3 protein-coding genes (1 of these 3 cut by a window edge) are annotated in these 20,564 nt (G+C 69.1%); 1 reads left to right on the top strand and 2 read right to left on the bottom strand.

All coding sequences use genetic code 11. The features are described 5' to 3' along the window. Positions 1 to 786 carry a GntR family transcriptional regulator gene (locus G6N59_RS14420; protein ID WP_138232945.1) on the top strand — a complete coding sequence of 262 codons (786 nt, stop codon included), beginning with the start codon at positions 1 to 3 and terminating at the stop codon, positions 784 to 786. Here the strand turns inward: G6N59_RS14420 and G6N59_RS14425 are convergent. Together G6N59_RS14425 and G6N59_RS14430 are read right to left on the bottom strand one after the other, a co-directional pair. Beyond that, a complete protein-coding gene (locus G6N59_RS14425; RefSeq protein ID WP_234884436.1) occupies positions 776 to 3,724 on the bottom strand; it encodes an MMPL/RND family transporter in 2,949 nt (982 codons plus the stop codon). The two genes, G6N59_RS14420 and G6N59_RS14425, sit on opposite strands and share 11 nt — an antisense overlap. Beyond that, positions 3,721 to 20,564 carry the 3' portion of a non-ribosomal peptide synthase/polyketide synthase gene (locus tag G6N59_RS14430; RefSeq protein ID WP_138232946.1) on the bottom strand. Its footprint extends 14,434 nt past the window's final position, so only the last 16,844 of its 31,278 coding nucleotides appear in the window; the start codon falls outside the window, past its right edge — the gene reads right to left on this strand; the stop codon is at positions 3,721 to 3,723. Before G6N59_RS14430 ends, G6N59_RS14425 begins: the two co-directional genes overlap by 4 nt.

The following is a 20,564-nucleotide window of genomic DNA, read 5'->3' on the forward strand; positions in this document are numbered from 1 at the left end:
ATGGACGAGTCCGAGGGCGGCCCGGTAGCCGAGGATGTGCGGCGCCGCATCGTCAGCATGCTCGACGCCGGCACGCTTCGCCCGGGTGACCGCCTCGGCTCCGAACGTGAGATGGCCGAGCAATTCGCGGTGTCCCGCGCGACCCTGCGCAGTGCGCTCGTCCCCCTGAGCCGCGCCGGGATCCTGGAGCGGCGCAGCGGGCGCGCGGGCGGCACGTTCATCAAGACCGTTCTCGTGGAACGCAACGTCGCCGAGCTGTCCGGCCTGCCGAACCGGCTGAGGCAGGGCGGGCACTCCACCACGCGCAGCCGGGTGCTCGCCACGGCCCTGCGCGGAGCGACAGCCATCGAGGCACAGCGCCTGGGGGTCAAGCCCGACACCGAACTCGTCGTCGTGCAGCGGTTGCGCTACGCCGACGGCTTCCCGCTGTCGGTCGACTGCGCGCACTTCCCCGCCGACCGGGTGCCCGACCTGCTGGAGCAGCCCCTCGGCGGCTCGCTCTACGACATCCTGGCTGTCCGTTACGATCTCGCGCCCGTGACGTCGGTCGAGAGCATCGAGGTCGTCAGCGCCAACCCCCGTGAAGCTGCTTGGCTCGAAATCCCCACGCGCACTCCCCTACTGGCGATGACGCGGGTTGCCTCGGACGCCGGCGGTCAGCCGTTCGAATACTCCGAAGACCTGTTCCGGGCCGACCGGGTCCGGCTCGTCGCCAAGACCTCCGCGCTGGCCGAGCGCGAAACCCTCGGTACCGACGGCCGCGTCGAGCTCACCGTCACGGCGTAACGGTCGACCGACGCGACGGCCACCAGTTGTACTTGCCGACCAGCACGGCCAGCGCCGGCACCGTGACGGTGCGCACGATCAGGGTGTCGATCAGCAGGCCGACGCCGATGATGAAGCCGCCCTGCACCATGGAGCCGATGCTGCTGAACAGCATGGCGAACATCGGTGCGGCGAAAATCATGCCGGCAGAGGTGATCACGCTGCCGGTGCTCCGTACGGTGCGGATGACGCCGGATCGGATGCCATGTGGGGATTCGTCGCGGATCCGTGAGATCAGCAGCATGTTGTAGTCCGCGCCGACCGCCACCAACACGATGAACGCCATACCCGGCGTGCTCGCCGCCATCGGTTGACCGCCGAGGATCTGCAACACGATGACGCCGATACCGAGGGACGACAGGCACGAAAGAATCACGGTGCCAACGAGATACAGCGGTGCGACGACGGCCCGCAGCAGCAGCACCAGGATCAGGAAGACCACCACGACGGTCATCAGCACGATGTACCGCAGGTCCTTGTTGAAGTAGTCGCGCAGCTCCGCGTAGTACGGGGTCATGCCCGACATCGCGATCTTCGCGTCGGCCAGCGACGTATTGGCCTGCGCACCTTGTGCTGCCGCGAGGATCGCCTTGACCTGGTCCATGGCCTTGGTGTCATACGGATTCAGCTTGGACTCGACCAGGTACCGTGCCGAATGCCCATCCGGCGACATGAAAACCCTTGCCAGGTCTTTGAATTTGTCGTTGTCCAGGATTTCCGGCGAGATGTAAAAGCCCGCCGCGCCCGGCTCGGAGGCGTGCAGCTTCATCGCCAGCAGGAACGCCGAGGCGTGTGACAGGCCTTCGCCGAGCTGTTTGGTCTGGTCATCGAGGACACGCAGCCCTTCGGCAATCTTCCGGCTGCCCTCGGCCAGCGCGTTGGCACCCTCCTGCAGGGACGCCATGTTCTGCTTCATCCCACTCGGGTTACTGCCCCCACCACTCCCGCCAAGGGACCGAAGGGCTTTCGCTGCCGCGTCCAGTGAGGGCTGCATCTTGTGCAGGCCATCGGACAGCCGTTGCAGCTGGTCCCGCTGGCCCGCGCAATCCGGATCACTGTCGCAGTTGGGGTTGTTCTTCCGCTGCTCCAGCAGTGCATCGGCCATGGCGACCATGTCCTGGAAATTCTGGCTACCCGAGCGCGGCGGGATGTTCGGCACGTCGCCGGAATTGCGCACAGCATCCAATTCCCGCTGCGCGTCCTGGAAGTCCTGCGAACTCTCCAGCTGGTCTTTGATGCTCGCCATGCTCTTGTTCAGGCTGTCCATCACGCCCATGGTCTTGGTCAGCTGGGTGCGCACGGTAGCCAGGCTGTCGGCGAGCTTGCCGGCCCCACCGACCAGGGCCTCGCGTTGATCGACGCTGCCGGTGATCTTGTTGGTGGCCTCGGCGAGTTTGTCGCCGATCTCACCGGCCTGGAAACTCAGCGTGGCCTGTTCCAGCGGGGCACCGGTGGGCCGGGTGACGCCGCGGACGGCCGCGATGTCGGGCAACTGCGCGACGCGCTGTGCCATCTGCTCGAGGTCGGCCAGCCCTTTCGTCGTCCGCAGGTCGTGCGGCGACTGGACGAAAAGATATTGCGGTGCCGTCACACTCGCCGGGAAATGCCGCTCGATGGCGGCCATGCCGATGTTGCTCTCGGCCGTCGCAGGCAGCGCGGTGCGGGCGTCGTAGCTGGTGTGCAACCACGCCACCCCGGCGGCCAGCGCGATCAGCACGACCAGGCTGCCGACCAGATGGACCACCGGGCGCCGCACGATGTTGATCCCGGACCGGTGCCAGAAGCGGCTGGTGAGTTCCTTCCGGGGCCTGGCCCAGCCGCGCCGTCCCACGAGCGTCAGGATCGCCGGCAGCAGCGTGATCGACGACAGGAACGCGACCGCGATCGTGACCGCCAGTGCCGGACCGGTCGTGGAAAAGACCTTGAGGCTCGTGAAACTCATGCCCAGGAACGTCACCGCGACGGTGGCCGCGGACGCCGCGATCACCTTGCCGATGGCGGTCAGCGCCCGCGCCACCGCATCGTCGGAATCCAGTCCCTGCCGGAGATATTCGTGGTAGCGGCTGATCAGGAAGACGGCGTAGTCCACGCCGGCGCCGATCATCATGGCGCTCATGAAGACAACGGTCTGCTGCGAAATGGGCAGCCCCCACGTCGCCAGGGCCGCCACCCCCTGCGTCGCAGCGGCCTGCGAGACCGTGATGGTCGCCAGCGGCACCAGAATGGTGACGATATTGCGGTACACCACAAAGAGAATCAGCAGCACCATGCCGATGGTGGCTGTCTCGATGACCCGCAGATCACGCAACCCGAGTTGTTCACGTTCGGCGACGGTGGCGGTCAGGCCCGTCATGTGGTACTTGAGCGACGAGCCTGCTGTGTCTTGACCGACGGTGTGGTCGACGATGCCGACGACGCGCTTGTACGCCTCACTGGATTCCGGTGACCCGAGCTCGCCACGGATACCGACGGGGATGAACCAGGCCTTGTTGTCCTTGCTGGCCAACACTTCTCGCATCGGCGGCTGGGAGATGAAGTCCTGCACCATCACGACGTCGGCCGTATCGCGGTGCAGGCTGTCGACCAGGGTGCGGTAGACGTCCTCGTCGGCTTTGGTCAAGCCGTTCTCGTCGGTGAGCACCACCAACGCGATGTTCTGGATTCCGGGTTCGTGGAACGCCGCCGTCATGTCCCGCGTCGCCGCCATCACCGCCGAGTTGCTCGGCAGCAGTTCCTGGTTGCGGTCGCTGGCCAGTTTCATCAACGGCGGGACGGCCACCGACAACGCCACGACGAGCAGCAGCCAGGCGCCGATCACCGCCCACGGCCGACGCAGCACCACCCGCGCCAGCAGCTCGAAAGCCCCGGCGAACACGCCCTTGCCCGACCGAACTTTCACCGCGCCTCACCGCCCAGATGCCCGCCGTACCCGGCAAGCGCTTCGACGGTCAGCATCTCATGGTGCCCACACGGCACCATGTGGACCGTGATGTCGCCGGCCACATGCGGGCGCCAGCTCTGCTCGAGGAAGGCGCCGCGCTCGGCGTCGCCCCGGGTGGCCGCGACCACCACGACATCACCGTCGAACTGCCCGGCCTGATGTTCGCGGTACAGCGCGACGTTGGTGTCGAAGTTGCGCACCAGCAGGTCCGTCAGCCCGTCATCGATCAGGCCGGCCAGCTGATCCCGGTCGACGGCCTGATTGGCGACGCGCAGACTCGGCTCGGCGTCGAGCAGCACCAGCCGCTCGACGGCGGCCCCGCGCCGCCGCAACTCGACCGCGACCGCATGCGCCACCACACCGCCGAACGACCAGCCCAGCAGGTGATACGGACCCGACGGCTGTTCGGCCTGGATCCGGTCGGCGTACGTCGCCGCCATCTCGTTGATGGACCGCGGCACGTCCGGCGCCGCCTGCTGGATGCCGATGATGGGGGCGCCGACGTAGCCGCCGAGCACTTGGTACGGCCAACTGACGCCGCTGACCGTATGCAGGCAGAAAAGTGGGACGCCCGTACCGGTCTGCAGAACCTGCACCGGCGCGATCTCCGCTGCGGCGGCACCGTCCGTCATCAGGCACGCACTGAGCTCTTGCACGGTCGGTGCCTCGAACACGGTCGCGACCGACAGCTCGATCCCGAGCTCCGCGCGGACCGCCGCGACCAGACGCATTGCGGAGATGCTGTCGCCGCCGAGGTCGAAGAACGACTCGTCGATCCCAACGCGTTCGATCCCGAGAACCGCGCCGTAGACCGCCGCCAGTGCGGCCTCGGTGGCGGTGTCCGGGGCGCGGTAGGTGCCGGCCCGGTACTCGGGCGCGGGCAGGGCGCGGACGTCGAGCTTGCCGTTGACCGTCACGGGCAAAGCGGACACCCCGGCCAACCTGACGATGGCGGCCGGGACCGCGTGTGCGGGCAGCACGTCGGCCAACCGGGCGCGGAGCTCCGCGGCGTCGGCGGTGCCGGTGATGTAGCCGACGAGACGTTTGTCGCCGGTGCGGTCCTCGCGCGCGATCACGGCCGCCTGATCCACGCCGTCGAGCGTCGCCAAAGCCGCTTGTACTTCACCGAGTTCGATGCGGAAGCCGCGAACCTTGACCTGCTCGTCGGCCCGGCCGACGTAGTGCAGGCGACCGTCGGTGTCCCACCGCACCAGGTCCCCGGTGCGGTACATCCGCTCCCCTGCCGCCCGGAACGGGCAGGCCACGAACCGATCGGCGGTCAACCCCGCGCGGCCGGCGTAGCCGACGCTCACGCCGTCGCCCGCGACATACAGTTCACCGACGACATCTGCCGGGACCGGGCGCAACCAGCCGTCCAGCACGAACAGTGCCGTGCCGGGCACCGGTACGCCGATCGGCACCGAACCCTGTCCCGCGGTGAGCGGTTCGGTCATCGACGCGTACACCGTCGTCTCGGTGGGACCGTAGGCGTTGATCATGGTGTGCCCGCACGACGTCCACCGGTTGACCACGTCGTTCGGGCACGCCTCGCCACCGACCAGCAGCGCCAGGGGCGCCAGCTCCTCAGGAACCAAAACCCCAGCCGCGGAGGGTGTTTGCGTGAGCACGTTGATGTGTTCGGCCACGAGTAGCCGCTGGAACTCGACCGGAGCAGCGGTGACCGCTTCCGGCACGATCACCAGCCGGCCGCCGTGCAACAGCGCGCCCCAGATTTCCCATACCGAGAAGTCGAACGCGTACGAATGGCACTGCGTCCACACCGGATCCGCCGGCAGGCCCGCGAGTGGCACGCCGAACTGCCGGGCCACATTGCGGTGCGCCACCGCAACGCCCTTCGGTACCCCGGTGGTACCCGAGGTGTAGATCAGGTACGCGACACTGTCCGGATCGGGTGGCGAAAGCCTGGTGGCGGGCAGGTTTTCGCGGGCGCTGTCGACGACGACCGGGCCGTCGAATCCGGCCAGCCGGCCCACCAGGTCCGCTGTGGTGACCGCGGCGGTCGGCGCCGCATCGGACAGCAGGAACGCCAGCCGCTCGCCCGGTAGTGCCGGATCGATCGGGAGATACGCCGCCCCCGTCTTGAGGACCGCGAGGATCGCCACGACCGCCTCGATCGATCGGCCGAACAGCAGCGCGACCGTCTGACCTGGCGCTGCGCCGAGTTCGATCAGCAAGTGCGCCAACCGGTTCGAGGCCTCGTCCAGGTCACGGTAGGTCAGGGAACGGCCCGGTCCGGTCAACGCGGTGGCCCCTGGAGTGCGGTCGACCTGAGCGGTGAAGAGCTCGGGAATCGACGCCGGTGCAACGGAGCCGGTCGCGGCCGCCCGGTTGCCGATCCGGTCCAGCCGCGAGTGCTCTTCGGCGTCAAGCAGATTCACCGAGGAGAGTCGCGAGGTGGGTGCGGCGGTCATCGCCACGAGCACCCGCTCGAACCGGCCGACCAGCGCGTCGATGGCGGCCGCGTCGAACACACCGGTGTCGTACTCGACGCGTAGGCCCAGTTCCTCGCCCGGCATGGCCTGCACCGTCAACGGGTAGTGGTTCTGCTCGTGACTGCTGAACTCGGTGATGGTCAGCTCCCCGACGCCCCCTGATGCGGCGGCGCCCAACGGGTAGTTCTCGTACGCGAACAGCGTGTCGAAGAGCCTGTCCTGACCGGTGATCCGGTGCATCTCGGACAATGAGAGGTGCTGGTGATCGAGCGTGCGGTTGTGGGCGCCCTGCATCTGGTCGAGCAGGTCCGCCGGGGTGGTCAGCGCGGTCGCGGTGGCCCGCACCGGCACTGTGTTGATCATCAGGCCCACCATCTCGTCCGCCCCGGCCACGTCGGTCGGGCGACCCGACACCGCGGTCCCGAACACCACGTCGTGCCGGCCGGTCAGCTGCATCAGCAGCTGGGCATAGGCGGCCTGGAGCACGACGTTGACGGTCGTCTGGCTCGAGCGGGCCAGCTCGCCGACGGCGTGTGTCGTTTCCGCGGACAAGCCAACGGATTTCACGCCGCGGCCACCGGTCCCCGGTCGGGACGCGACCAGCGTCGGGGTGTCGAATCCGGAGAGCACCTCGGACCAAGCGGCACGCGCGGCATCGCGGTCACGCTCGGCCAGCCAGGTGACGAAGCGGCGGTACGGCACGGCAGCAGCCAGCCGGTACCCGTGATAGCCGGCGAAAATCTCCCGCAGCAGGATCGGCAGCGACCAACCGTCCATGACGACGTGGTGGTTGGTCAACACCAGCCGGTGCCGGTGTTCGCCGATGCGGATCAACGCGACCCGGAACGCCGGTTGGTCGGCCAACTCGCAGACCGCCGCGCGTTCCGCCGCACAGATACGCTTGACCTCGGCGTCGGCGCCGTCGGCCACGGTCAGATCGATGACCTGCCAAGAGATTTCGGGCGTCGTCGGGATGACCTGCACATCGAGTTCGGCATGGAAGCGCGCCGCGAGATTCGGGTGCCGCTCGGCCACCATCTGCACGGCGTCGCGCAGCCGGCCTGGGTCGAGTGGGCCGGCCAGGGTCAGGTCCAGCTGCACCGCATACAGGTCGGCGCCGGCGCCGGACTGCGCGGCGTGGAACAGCAGGCCCTGCTGCAGCGGGGTCACCGGCAGGATGTCGGCGATCGGCTGCCGGCGCTCCAGCTCGTCGATCTGCTTTTGGTTCAATGCGGCCGGTGCGATATCCGACGGGGTCAGACCGCCGCCGCCGGCGCGGACCAGTGCGCAGATGCCGGTCAGCGCTTCGAACCACAACCGGCTGAGTCGTTCGACCTGGTCGTCGTCGAGCGCTGACCGTGCCCACGTCCAGTTGGCGTGCAGTTGCGGACCGGCGTCGGTGTCCACGGTGCCCGCGTTGAGCTCCACGGTGTGCATCAGCGGCATCGGCACCGCGGTCGCCACCCCGGTGGTCTCAGCTGCGGCCGAGCCGTCCCGGCCGACCCGCCACAGCTCCTCGGACAATTCCGGTCCACCGCCGAGGCGGCCCAGGTAGTTGAATCCGATTGCTGGATCCGCTGTTTCGAGGTCGACGTCGTCGTTCAGGTAGCGCAGTAGACCGTACGTGAGCCCTTCCGGCAGCGCCCGCAGTTGCTCCTTGGCGTCCTTGACCACCGCACCCAGGGCCGCATCCCCGGACGCCACGTGTGCCCAGGGCAGCTCACCGACCGTGACGGCCACGGGGTACTTGGTGGTGAACCAGCCGACGGTGCGCGACAGGTCGAGGTTGTCGGCGATCTCGTCGTGCCGCCCGTGGCCCTCGACGTCGATGCCGATCGCGCGACCGCGACCCACGAATTCGGCTACCGCCAAGGCGAATCCGATCAGCAGGACGTCGTTGATACCGGCATGGAACGCCGCCGGCGCCTCCCGCAGCAGCGTCTGCACTGTGTCGACGTCATCGAGCGTGACCGACAACTGCCCAGCGGTGGCGAAGGTGTCCTGGTCCGGCTGGACGGCCGGCAACAGCGCGGGCGTCGACGCCACCTGCCGCCAGGCGTCCGCCTGTGCGACGACCTCGGGCGCTGCGGCGTGCTCGGCAAGGACCTGGGCCCAGCGCTGGAACGACGTGCCGGTCGCGGAAATCTCGACCGGCTGCCCCGCGCGGGACTGCAGCCATGCGACGTTCAAGTCTTCCAACAGGATTCGCCAGGACACGCCGTCGACGGCCAGGTGGTGGATGATCAGCACCAGCTGGCGCGCGGGCGCCACCCACAATGCGCTGAGCATCACGCCGGCCGCCGGGTTCAACCGCGCCCGCGCGGCGAGCACCGCGTCTTCGGTCAATTCGTCGGCGGTGCGCAGGCACTCACGGGCATCGACCGCGCCCGCGCCGGGCACCTGCAGAGACCAGTCGGTCCCATTTCCCGTCGCTTCGCTCGCCCCGCCGTCGACCTGCAGCCGCAGCATGGCGTGCCGGTCCAGCAAGGCCTGCAACAACATTGCGACATCGGTCTCGGTGACGCCGGCCGGGGCCTGCACCACCATGGTCTGGTTGAACTGGCCCGTCGGGCCGTTCACGTTCGCCAGCCACCGCATGATCGGGGTGGCGACCACCGGGCCGACCCCCTCGTCGATGACATCGGTTGCGTCACTGACGGTTCCGACCACCAAGGCCAGCCGGGCCACCGTCTGCTCGACGAAGACGTCACGCGGGCGGCACGTCAGTCCCGCCGCCCGGGCCCGGGCCACCACCTGCATCGACATGATGCTGTCGCCGCCCAGTTCGAAGAACGAATCATCGACGCCGACCCGCTCGACCCCGAGCACATCGGCATAGACGGCCGCCAGTGTCTCTTCGACCGGCGTGCCCGGTGCCCGGTACTGGTCGGCGTCGCCGTACGTCGGGGCCGGCAACGCGCGCCGGTCCAACTTGCCGTTGGGGGTGAGCGGCAGCGTCGCGATCGCCACCACCGCAGCCGGAACCATGTACGCCGGAAGGTGTTTGGCCACCGCGGTGCGGGCCTGCGCCGGGTCGGCGGTGCCGGTGATGTAGCCGACCAGCCGCTTGTCGCCGGGGCGGTCCTCGCGCACGATCACCGCGGCTTGGCGGACTCCGTCCAGGCCGGCCAATGCCGCTTGCACATCACCCAATTCGATGCGGTAGCCACGAATCTTGACCTGTTCGTCGGCGCGGCCGAGGTACTGCAGCTGGCCATCGGCACCCCACCGGACGAGGTCACCGGTGCGGTACATGCGTTGTCCCGGGGTGCCGAAGGGACACGCCACGAACCGCGCCGCAGTCAGTCCACCGCGACGCACGTAGCCCGCCGCGACGCCAGAACCCGCCACGTACAGCTCACCGACAACACCGATCGGCACCGGTCGCAACCGCTCGTCGAGGACGAAAGCCGCCGCACCCGACGCCGGGGTACCGATCGGCACGGCGGGTGACCCCGACGTGAGCGGCGCACTCACCGCGGCGTAGATCGTGGCCTCGGTGGGGCCGTAGGCATTGATCATGACGCGGCCCGCGGTGTTGCCGTCGGTCGCCCAGCGGTCCACCAACTCCGTCGGACACGCCTCACCGGCCACCACCAGCGACGTCGACTCCAGGCCCTCCGGAGACAACATCAGTGCGGCAGAAGGGGTTTGCGTCAGCATCGTCACGCCCTCGGCCACCAGCAGCTCGTGCAGGTCCTCCGGCGAACGGGCCATCGTCTCGGACACGACGACCAGGCGGCCGCCGTGCAGCAGCGCCCCGAAGATCTCCCATACCGAGACGTCGAAGGCCAGTGAGTGCCACTGAGACCACACCCGGGCCGTCGGCAATTGGTCTCTCAGTCGTCCCAGCAGTCCGACCACGTTGCGGTGGGTGATGGCGACACCCTTGGGCACACCGGTGGTGCCGGAGGTGTAGATCAGATAGGCGATGTCGCCCGCATCCGGCGCGGGAGGTGTTGTGGTGGGCTGGTTTTCGATGCCGGCGTCGGCCACGTCGAGCACCGGGCCACTGAATACGGCCAACCGCTCGACCAGATCGCCGGTGCTGACGGCGGCGACCGGCATCGCGTCGCCGAGCATGAAATCAACCCGGGCCGGCGGCAGCGCCGGGTCGATCGGTAGGTACGCCGCCCCGGTTTTGAGGACCGCGAGGATCGAAACGATGGCCTCGGCCGACCGGTGGAACAGCAGGGCCACCGTCTGCCCCGGGCGCGCGCCATGGCCGATCAAGCAGTGCGCCAACTGATTAGCCGCCGCATCCAGTTCCGCATACGTCAGCGTTCGGCCCGCCCACGTGAGCGCCCCGGCATCCGGCGTGCGGGCGACCTGGGCCGCGAACAACTCCGGCAGCGACGCGCCGGCACCGGCCGGGGCGGCCAGCACCGCACGATGGCCGAGCTCGTCAAGCCGGGCCTGTTCGACGTCGTCGACCAGGCTGACCGACGACAGTGGCCGCTGCGGGTCGGCCGTCATGGCCGTCAGCAGCAGCTCCATCCGATTGACCAGAGCCGCAACGGTTTCGGCATCGAACACGTCGGTACGGAACTCGACCTCGCCGCCGATACCGGCGGATTGCCCCGTCTCGGTCCAGCGTTCGGACAGCGAGAACGTCAGGTCCATGCGGGCGGACTGCGTGCCCAGTGATACGGCCGTGACGTCTATGTCTTTGAGGATGCCGCCCTTCAACCCGGAACCGGCAGCCGGATCGGTCAGGCCGGTGAAGTTCTGCCAGGACAACATGACCTGCACCAGCGGGTGGTGGGTGAGGGTGCGCGCCGGATTGAGACGTTCCACCAGCACCTCGAACGGCACGTCCTGGTGTTCGAAGGCCTCGAGACTGCGGGTCCGGACCTGGTTCAGCAGCTCGGTGAACGTCGGATCACCGGTCAGGTCGGCGCGCAGTACCAGGGTGTTGACAAAGAAGCCGACGAGGTCGTCGAGCGCCGGATCGCGTCGTCCGGCGATCGGGAAGCCCACGGCGACATCGGCGTTCGCACTGACTTTCGCGAGCAACGCCAGCAGTGCGGCCTGCACGACCATGAATGTCGTCGCATTGTGCTCGCGGGCCAGCCGGGCCACCTGCTCCTGCAACTCGGCAGGCCACTGCACGGCCACGGTCGCGCCGGCCATATCGGCGACCAGGGGGTACGGCCGGTCGGTGGGTAGCTGCACGCGGTCGGGCAGCCCGGCAAGCGCATCCTCCCAGTACGCGAGCTGGGCGGCCACCCGACTCGAGCTGTCGTCGAGCCGGCCGAATTGTGCGCGCTGCCAGAGCGTGTAGTCGATGTACTGCACCGGCAACGGCGCCCAGTCCGGCGCCTGACCGGCGCACCGGTTGGCGTAGGCGACGCCCAGATCAGCGACCAGCGGCCGCAGCGACCAGCCGTCCGCGGCAATGTGGTGCACGACTGCCACCAGGACATGTTCGTCGGCCGCGACGCGGAACAGGCGCGCCCGCAACGGGATATCGGTGGCCAGGTCGACGGTGCCCCGCGCCGCCACTTCGAGTGCGTCCTGCAGCCGGCTCGCCGGCCACTGCGTCGCATCGATGACGCCCCAGCCGAAATCTGCTTGCGCCGCCGGGATCACCACTTGCTGCGGCGTGCCGTCCGGCGCGATGAGCAGCGTGCGGAGGATCTCGTGCCGGTCGACAACATCGGCCATCGCGGCACCGAGCGCATCGACATCCAGACTTCCGCCCAGCCGCAAGGCCGTCGCCATGTTGTAGACCGGTGACGGCCCCTGCACCTGGTCGACAAGCCACAGCCGGTTCTGCGCGAATGACAACGGCACCACGTCGGGACGCGCTGCCACGGTCAGGGCTTGCAGGCCCCGCTCGCCCGCGGCGATCCGCGGCGCCAGCTGGGCAATGGTGGGCGCCTCGAACACCGCGCGCACCGGAAGGTCGACGTCCAGTGCGGAATTGATCGCCGCGACCAACCGCATCGTCGACAGCGAGTCGCCGCCCAGGTCGAAGAACGAGTCATCGACACCGACCCGCTCGACGCCCAGCACCTGCGCGTAGACGCCGGCCAGGATCTCCTCGGTGAGGCTGCCCGGTGCCCGGTACACGCCCGCAACGTATTCCGGTTCCGGCAGCGCGCGGGTGTCGAGCTTGCCGTTGACGGTGACGGGCAGTTCCGTCAGCCCGATCACGGCCGCCGGGACCATGTAACCCGGCAGGCGCTGCGCCAGCGTCGCCCGCACCTCGGCCGGATCAGCGGACCCGACGAGGTAACCCACCAGCCGCTTGCCGCCGGTCTGGTCCTCGCGAGTGATCACCACCGCCTGTTCGACACCGTCGATGGCCGCCAATGCTGAACGCACTTCGCCCAATTCGATGCGGTGGCCGCGAATCTTGACCTGCTCGTCGGCCCGGCCGAGGTAGCGCAGCTGTCCGTCGGGGCCCCAGCTCGCCAGGTCACCGGTGCGGTACATCCGCGTTCCTGGTGCGCCGAACGGGCACGCCATGAAACGTGTTGCGGTCAAGTCTGCCCGGCCCCAGTAGCCGACGCCTACGCCGCGGCCCGCCACATACAGTTCGCCGATGGCACCGGGTCGCACCGGCCGCAGCCAGTCGTCGAGCACGAACAGCGCCGCACCCGGGACCGGCGAACCGATCGGCGGCGCACCGGAACCCGCGGCCAGCGGCGTGCTCTTGGAGACCCACATGGTCGTCTCTGTCGGGCCGTAGACGTTGAGCATCACGCGCCCCGGTGCCCATCGATCCACCAACTCCGGCGGGCACGCCTCGGCGCCGATCAGCAGCGCCATCGACTCCAGGCCGTCCGGTGACAACACGCTCACCGCGGACGGCGTCTGCGCCAGCACCGTGACGCCCTCGCGAACGAGCAAGGCGTGGAACTCATCTGCCGAGCGGACCACCGCATCGGGCACCACCACCAGGCGCCCGCCATGCAGCAGCGCGGCCCAGATCTCCCACACCGAGAAGTCGAACGAATACGAGTGGAACTGCGCCCACACCTGTCCCGGCGCCAGCGGCACCCCGATGTCGAGGCCCGCGAACAGCTGTGTCACGTTGCGGTGGGTGACCGCGACGCCCTTGGGCAGCCCCGTGGTTCCGGACGTGTAGATGAGGTGTGCGATGTCGTCGGGTCCCGGTCCCGAAAGTACTGTCGCGACGCCATTATCGCTCTGAGTCGCGGCCGCCACGTCCAGGACCGGCACGCCCAGTCCCGACATCTCGCCGGCCAGGTCCGTGGTGGTGAGTACCACCACCGGCGCCGCGTCGGCGAGCATGAACTCGATGCGTTCCGTGGGCAGCGCCGGATCGATGGGCAGGTACGCCGCCCCGGTCTTGAGCACCGCCAGGATCGCCATGACGGCCTCGGCAGAGCGGGGGAACACCAGCGCCACAGCCTGTCCCGGGCCGGCGTCCCCGGCCGCGAGCGCACGCGCCAACCGGTCAGACGCTTCGTCCAGTTCACGGTATGTCCACGACGACGCCTGGTAGGTCAGGGCCACCGCATCGGGCGTCCGCGCCACCTGGCCGGCGAACAGGGCCGGAACAGTCTCCCCGGCAACAGGTTCCGTGAGGACGGCCCGGCCGCTCCACTGATCCACGGCGATCTGCTCGTCGGGCTCGAGGGCTCCGGTACCCGATATCGGTCGTGCCGGATCGGTGGTCATGGCGACCAGCACGGCCTGCAGCCGCTCGATCATCGCCGCGATGTCGGCCACCCCGAACACCGTGGTGTCGTACTCGATGCGGATCGTGAGTTGGCGGCCCGGCTGGGCCTGGACGGTCAGCGGATAGTGCGTGGACTCGTGCGTCGCGACATCGGTGACAGCCAGTTCTGCGTCACTCGACAGCGCTGCGGCGTCGACGGGATAGTTCTCGAACGCGAACAGCGTGTCGAACAGCTGATCCTGACCGGTGATGCGATGAATCTCGTTCAGCGCCAGGTGCTGATGGTCCAGCGTGTCGTTGTAGCCGCCCTGCAGCTGGTCGAGCAGCTCGACCGCTGTCGTCGTCGCGCTCAGGTGGGCACGGACCGGCACGGTGTTGATGAACAGGCCGACCATGGATTCGACACCGGAGACTTCCGCGGGCCGGCCGGAGACCGTGGTGCCGAACACCACGTCGTGGCTGCCGGTCAGCCAGCACAGCAGCTGGGCGTACGCCGCCTGCAGCACGGTGTTGACCGTGGTGTGCCGCGCGCGCGCCAATTCGCTGACCGCCGTGGCGATTTCCGCGGGCAACGTCACTGTCTCGACGTCCCGCGGCCCCGACTCCGTGCGGCCGGCGGGTCCGACCAGCGTGGGCGTGTCGATGCCACGGAGCAGTTCGCCCCAGGCCGCGGTCGCCGCGTCGTGGTCCCGGTCCACCAGCCAGCTCACGTAGTTGCGGTACGGCGTCGCCGGGGGCAGCCGGTGGCCGTGATAATTGGCGAAGATCTCCGCCAACAGGATCGGCATCGACCAGCCGTCGAGCACGATGTGGTGATTCGTCAGCACAAACCGGTACCTACCGGGTGCGACCCGGATCAGCGCGGCGCGGAACACCGGGCCGGTGGTCAGGTCGCACACGGCGGCGCGCTCGGCGGCACGGACGTCCGCGAGCCCGGAATCACCGTCGAGTTCCAGGTAACGCCAAGCGGTTACGGGATCGGACGGGATGACCTGCACCGGCTGGGCGAACTTCGGGTGGAAGTTCGCCACCAGATGCGGATGCCGGGCGACCACGGCGCGCACCGCGTCGTGCAGCCGGGCGACGTCGACCTGCCCGCTGACCCCGATGTCCAGCTGCCCGGCATAGAGGCTGTCACTGCCCTGCGCGGTGGCGGCATGAAAGAGCAAGCCCTCCTGCACCGGGGTGAGCGGCAGCACGTCCGCAACGCCGTGCTGCGCCGTCAACTCGTCGAGCTGCTGCTGACTCAGGCGGGCCGGCGCGACGTCGGACGGCGTGAGTCCGCCCCCACCCCCGGAGACGTGGGCACAGATGCCGGACAATGCCTCGAACCACAGCCGGCTCAGCCGGGCCACCTGTTCCCGGTCGAGCGCCGATGGCGCCCAGGTCCAATTTGCCTGCAGCCGTGGGCCGTCCGCCGTGTCGACGGCACCGGCACCAAGTTCCAGCGTGTGCATCAGCGGCATGGGAATCGCCATGGCCCCCGTTGTCACCGCGGTGGACGAATCCCCGATTCGCCAGAGGTCCGCTGAGAGTTCGGCGGTACCGCCCTGGCGCCCGAGGTAGTTGAATCCGACGGCCGGATCCGGTCCTGCCACAACCGCATCCGCATTCAGGTACCGCAGCAGTCCGTAGGTCAGCGGGTTCGGTAGCGCGCGGAGCTGCTCCTTGGCGTCCTTGATGACAGCCCCCAGCGCCGTATCACCGGCGGTCACCTGCGCCCACGTGATGTCACCGAGAGCGATTGACACCGGGGACTTGGTGGTGAACCAGCCGACAGTCCGGGTCAGGTCGACACCGGAGCCGAGCTCTTCGTGTCGCCCATGCCCCTCGACGTCGATCCCGATCGGCCTGCCATGCGCACCGGAGAACTCCGCCAGTGCCAAGGCGAATCCGATCACCAGAATGTCGTTGATGCCGGTGTGGAAAGCCGCCGGGACGGCGCCCAGCAGCGCCGCGGTGGTGCCGGCGTCCAGCTCGGCGGCCAGGTGCTCCGCAGCGGCGAACGTGTCGACAGCGGGCTGCACAGCGGGCAGTACGGCCGGGGCCTGCTCGACGCGCTGCCAGGTGGCAGCGTGCTCGACGACCTTTGGATCCTGAGCATGCTCGGCGAGCAGTTCCGCCCAGCGCCGGAACGACGTACCACCCGGCGGCAGCGCGATGGGCTGTCCGGCCCGGTGCCGCATCCACGCGATATTCAAGTCTTCCAACAGGATCCGCCACGACACCGCATCGACGGCCAGGTGGTGGATGATCACCGCGAGCTGCCGGGTGTCCGACACCCACAGCGCGCTGAGCATCACCCCGGCGGCAGGGTCCAGGTGCGCGCGGGCGGCCGCCAGCGCGTCGTCGGACCAAGTGTCCGTGGTGTGCAGGCAGTCGTGGGCAGCCGCGGCGCCGGGCTCGGCCGCGGTCAGCGACCAGCCGCCGGTGCCGTCGTCCTCGACGCGCATCCGCAGCGTCGCGTGGCGATCCAGCAAGGCCCGCAACAGGATTGCCGCGTCGGATGCGGTGGCATCCGCAGGGGCCTGCACCAGCACCGTCTGGTTGAACTGGTCGGTGGGGCCGTCGACGCGGCGTAGCCATTCGACGATCGGGGTGGCCGGCAGCGGCCCGACGCCCGAATCCCTTTCGCGGCCGCTGTTGTCCCCGCCTGAATTCTCGCCGATCTCGACGACCCGGGCCAACCGGGCGACGGTCTGCTCGACGAACAGGTCCTTGGTCCGGCAGGTCAGACCCGCCGCCCGCGCCCGCGTCACCACCTGCATCGACGAAATACTGTCGCCGCCAAGGTCGAAGAACGAGTCATCAACACCGACCCGCTCGACACCGAGCACCGCCGCGTAGATGCCGGCGAGAATCTCCTCGATCGCGTTCGCCGGCGCACGGTAGTCGCCCGCGGCGTACTCCGGCGTCGGCAGCGCACGGGTGTCGAGCTTGCCGTTGGCCGTCAACGGCAGCTGCGGCATGACGACCACTGCGGCCGGAATCATATACGCCGGCAATCGATCTGCCAGCGCGGCGCGGACCGCCGCCGGATCGGCCGATCCGGTGACATAGCCGACCAGGCGCTTGTCGCCGGGCCGGTCTTCGCGAGCAACCACGGCGGCCTGGTCCACTCCGTCGAGATCCGCCAAAGCTGCTTGGATGTCGCCCAATTCGATGCGGTAGCCGCGAATCTTGACCTGGTCGTCGACCCGGCCCAGATAGTCCAGCTGCCCGTCGGCACGCCACCGCACCAGGTCCCCGGTGCGGTACATGCGCGCGCCGGCCCCACCGAACGGGCAGGCCACGAAGCGCGAGGCGGTCAGCCCGCCGCGGCGCAGATATCCGGCCGCGACGCCGCCACCGGCGAGGTACAGCTCACCGACGACGCCGATCGGGACCGGCCGCAAGTGGCTGTCGAGCACGAAGGTCGAGCCGCCCGGCACCGGCGAACCGATCGGCACCGTCGGCTGTCCCGGCGTCAGTGGCGCGCTGATCGCGGCATAGACCGTGGCTTCCGTCGGGCCGTAGGCGTTGATCATGACGCGGCTACCGCGTTCTTGCTCCTCGCGTCCGCGGCGTGCCCAGCGGTCGACCAATTCGGTGGGGCACGCCTCGCCCGCCACCACGAGCGTGACACCGTCCAGCCCGGCGGGCGAAAGTGCCCCTGCCGCAGAGGGAGTCAGGCTCAGCACGGTGACCTGCTCGGCGAGCAGCAGCGCATGCAGGTCCTCCGGCGCCCGCGCCACCGATTCGGGCACGACGACCAGCCGGCCGCCGTTCAGCAAGGCGCCGAAGATCTCCCACACCGAGACGTCGAACGCCAGCGAGTGCCACTGGCTCCAGACACCGAATGTCGGCAGGCCGGAGTCGGGGGTGCCGATCAGCTGGGTCACGTTGCGGTGGGCAACCGCAACGCCTTTGGGCACGCCGGTGGTGCCCGAGGTGTAGATCAGGTACGCGATGTCGTCCGCGGCCGGCCCCGCCGGTGCGGTGTCGTACCGGGCCGTGTCGTCGGTGTCGTCCACATCGATGACCGTGACGTCCAGACCGGAGACCCGGTCCGCCAGGTCACCCGAGGTGATCACCGCGACCGGTGTGGCATCGCCCAGGACGAACTCGATACGCGCGGCCGGCAATGCCGGATCGAGCGGAACGTACGCCGCCCCGGTCTTGAGCACCGCCAGGATCGCCACGATGGCCTCGGCAGACCGCGGAAGCAGAAGTGCCACAGTCTGTCCCGGTGCGGCACCGTGGCCGGCAAGCAGATGTCCCAACCGGTCCGCGTACTCATCGAGTTCCCGGTAGGTCAGGGTGCGGCCATCGCAGCTGAGCGCCACCGCATCCGGGGTGCGCGCCACCACCGCGGCGAACAGTGCGGGGATCGACACGTCGTGAACGGGCCGGTCCACGGCCGCCCGGTTGCCGATGGTGTCGATGCGGGCGCGCTCGGCGGCGTCGAGGATCTCGACCGCGGACACCCGTGCCGTCGGGTCGGCGCTGACTGCGGCCAGCACGCGCTGCAATCGTCCGATCAGCGTCTCGATGCTTGCGGCATCGAACACGTCGGTGCGGTATTCGACGGTCCCGGCGATGCCGTCCGGGGCACCGTCGGCGGTCCAGCGCTCGCCGAGCGAGAACGTCAGGTCCATGCGGGCGGTCTGGGTGTCGACCGGGACCGGCGTCACCGCCAGGTCACCGAGGATGAGTTGCCCGCTGCGATCGCCCTTTCTGCTCCTCGCGTCCGCGTGCCCCGGCAGGTTCTGCCACGCCAGCAGCACCTGCACCAGCGGGTGATGGGTCAGGCTCCGGGCGGGGTTGAGCCGCTCGACCAGCACCTCGAACGGCACGTCCTGGTTCTCGTACGCCGCGAGGCTGCGCTGCTGCACCTGCGCCAGCAGGTCGGCGAACGTGGGATCGCCGGTCAGGTCGACCCGCAGCACGAGGGTGTTGACGAAGAAACCCACCAGATCGTCGAGCGCCGGGTCGGTACGACCGGCGATCGGGAAGCCCACGGCGACATCGGAACTCGCGCTGATGGTGGACAGCAACAGAGCCAGGGCGGCCTGGATCACCATGAAACCGGTGGCGTTGTGCGCACGGGCCACGTGCGCGATCTGCTGCTGCAGCGCGGCCGGCCAGTCGATGGCGACCGTCGCACCGTGCTGATCTGCCACCAGCGGGTAGGGCCGGTCGGTGGGCAGTTGCAGCCGTTCGGGCAGCCCCGCCAACGCGTCCTGCCAGTACGCGAGCTGCGCCGCGATCGGGCTGTCGCCGTCGTGCAGATCTCCGAATTGTGCACGCTGCCAGAGCGTGTAGTCCACGTACTGCACCGGCAGATCCGGCCACTGCGGTGCCTGCCCGGCGCACCGGCTCGCGTAGGCCACGCCGAGGTCACGCGCCAGTGGCGTGATGGACCAGCCGTCGGCGGCGATGTGGTGCACCGCGGCCACCAGCACATGCTCATCGGCGGAAACCCGGAACAGGCTGGCGCGCAGGAGAATCTCGGATGACACGTCGAAGGCGTACCGCGCCGCGGCAGCCACGGCGTCGTCCAACTGGTCCGCCGTCCAGCCCGTGGCATCGGTGCTGTCCCAACCGATATCGGCCGCCGATGCCGACAGCACCACCTGCTGCGGTACGCCGTCGGGCGCGACGAACACGGTACGCAGCGCCTCGTGCCGGCTCACCACGTCAACCAGCGCGGCGTGCAACGCCTCGGTATCGAGGCGTCCGGCGAGCCGCAACACCGTGGAGAGGTTGTAGGTCGCGGACGGCCCCTGCAGCTGCTCCAGGAACCACAAGCGATTCTGCGCGAACGACAGCGGGATCGCGGTCGGCCGTTCGTGCGCCGGGATGGCCACCAGTGGATCCCGCCGCGCCGCGGACGTCCCCAGCCGCGGCGCCAGCTGCGCGATGGTCGGCGCCTCGAACACCGTGCGCACCGCCAGATCCGTGTCCAACGCGGCGTTGATCGCCGCGATCAGGCGCATCGCCGCGATGCTGTCGCCACCGAGATCGAAGAACGAATCATCCACGCCCACAGGCGCCGACGTGATCCCCAACAGATTCGCGAAGATGCCGGCCAGAATTTCCTCGACCGCCGTCGCCGGTGCCCGGTAGTCGCCGGCCACATAGTCGGGAGCGGGCAGGGCACGCGTGTCCAGCTTGCCGTTGGCCGTCAACGGCAACCGATCCAGGGTCACAATCGCCGCGGGCACCATGTAGGCCGGAAGTCGCTGCGCCAGTTCGGCGCGCGCCGCAGCTGGATCAGCGGTCCCGGTCACGTACCCGACGAGGCGCTTGTCACCGGGCCGGTCCTCCCGGGCGATCACCACAGCCTGCCGCACTCCGTCCAGCGCAGCCAATGCCGTTTGCACGTCGCCGAGTTCGATGCGATAGCCGCGGATCTTGACCTGCTCGTCGGCACGACCCAGGTACGTCAGCTGTCCGTCGGCGCCCCACCGCACCAGGTCGCCGGTGCGGTACATGCGGGTGCCCGGCGCCCCGAACGGGCACGCCACGAAGCGCGAGGCGCTCAGCCCGGCGCGACGCAGATAGCCGACACCCAGCCCGGCACCGGCGACATACAGTTCGCCGATCACGCCGGGCGGCACCGGCCGCAACGAGGCGTCGAGCACGAACAACGCGGCGCCGCCCACCGGCGAACCGATCGGCACGACAGCGGATTCCGACACCGAATCGG

It is taken from the genome of Mycolicibacterium aubagnense (genome assembly GCF_010730955.1).
Taxonomy (GTDB): Bacteria; Actinomycetota; Actinomycetes; order Mycobacteriales; family Mycobacteriaceae; genus Mycobacterium; species Mycobacterium aubagnense.

Coding starts and splice junctions, on each gene's coding strand:
- G6N59_RS14420 (WP_138232945.1), top strand. CDS start 1: ATGGACGAGTCCGAGGGCGGCCCGGTAGCCGAGGATGTGCGGCGCCGC.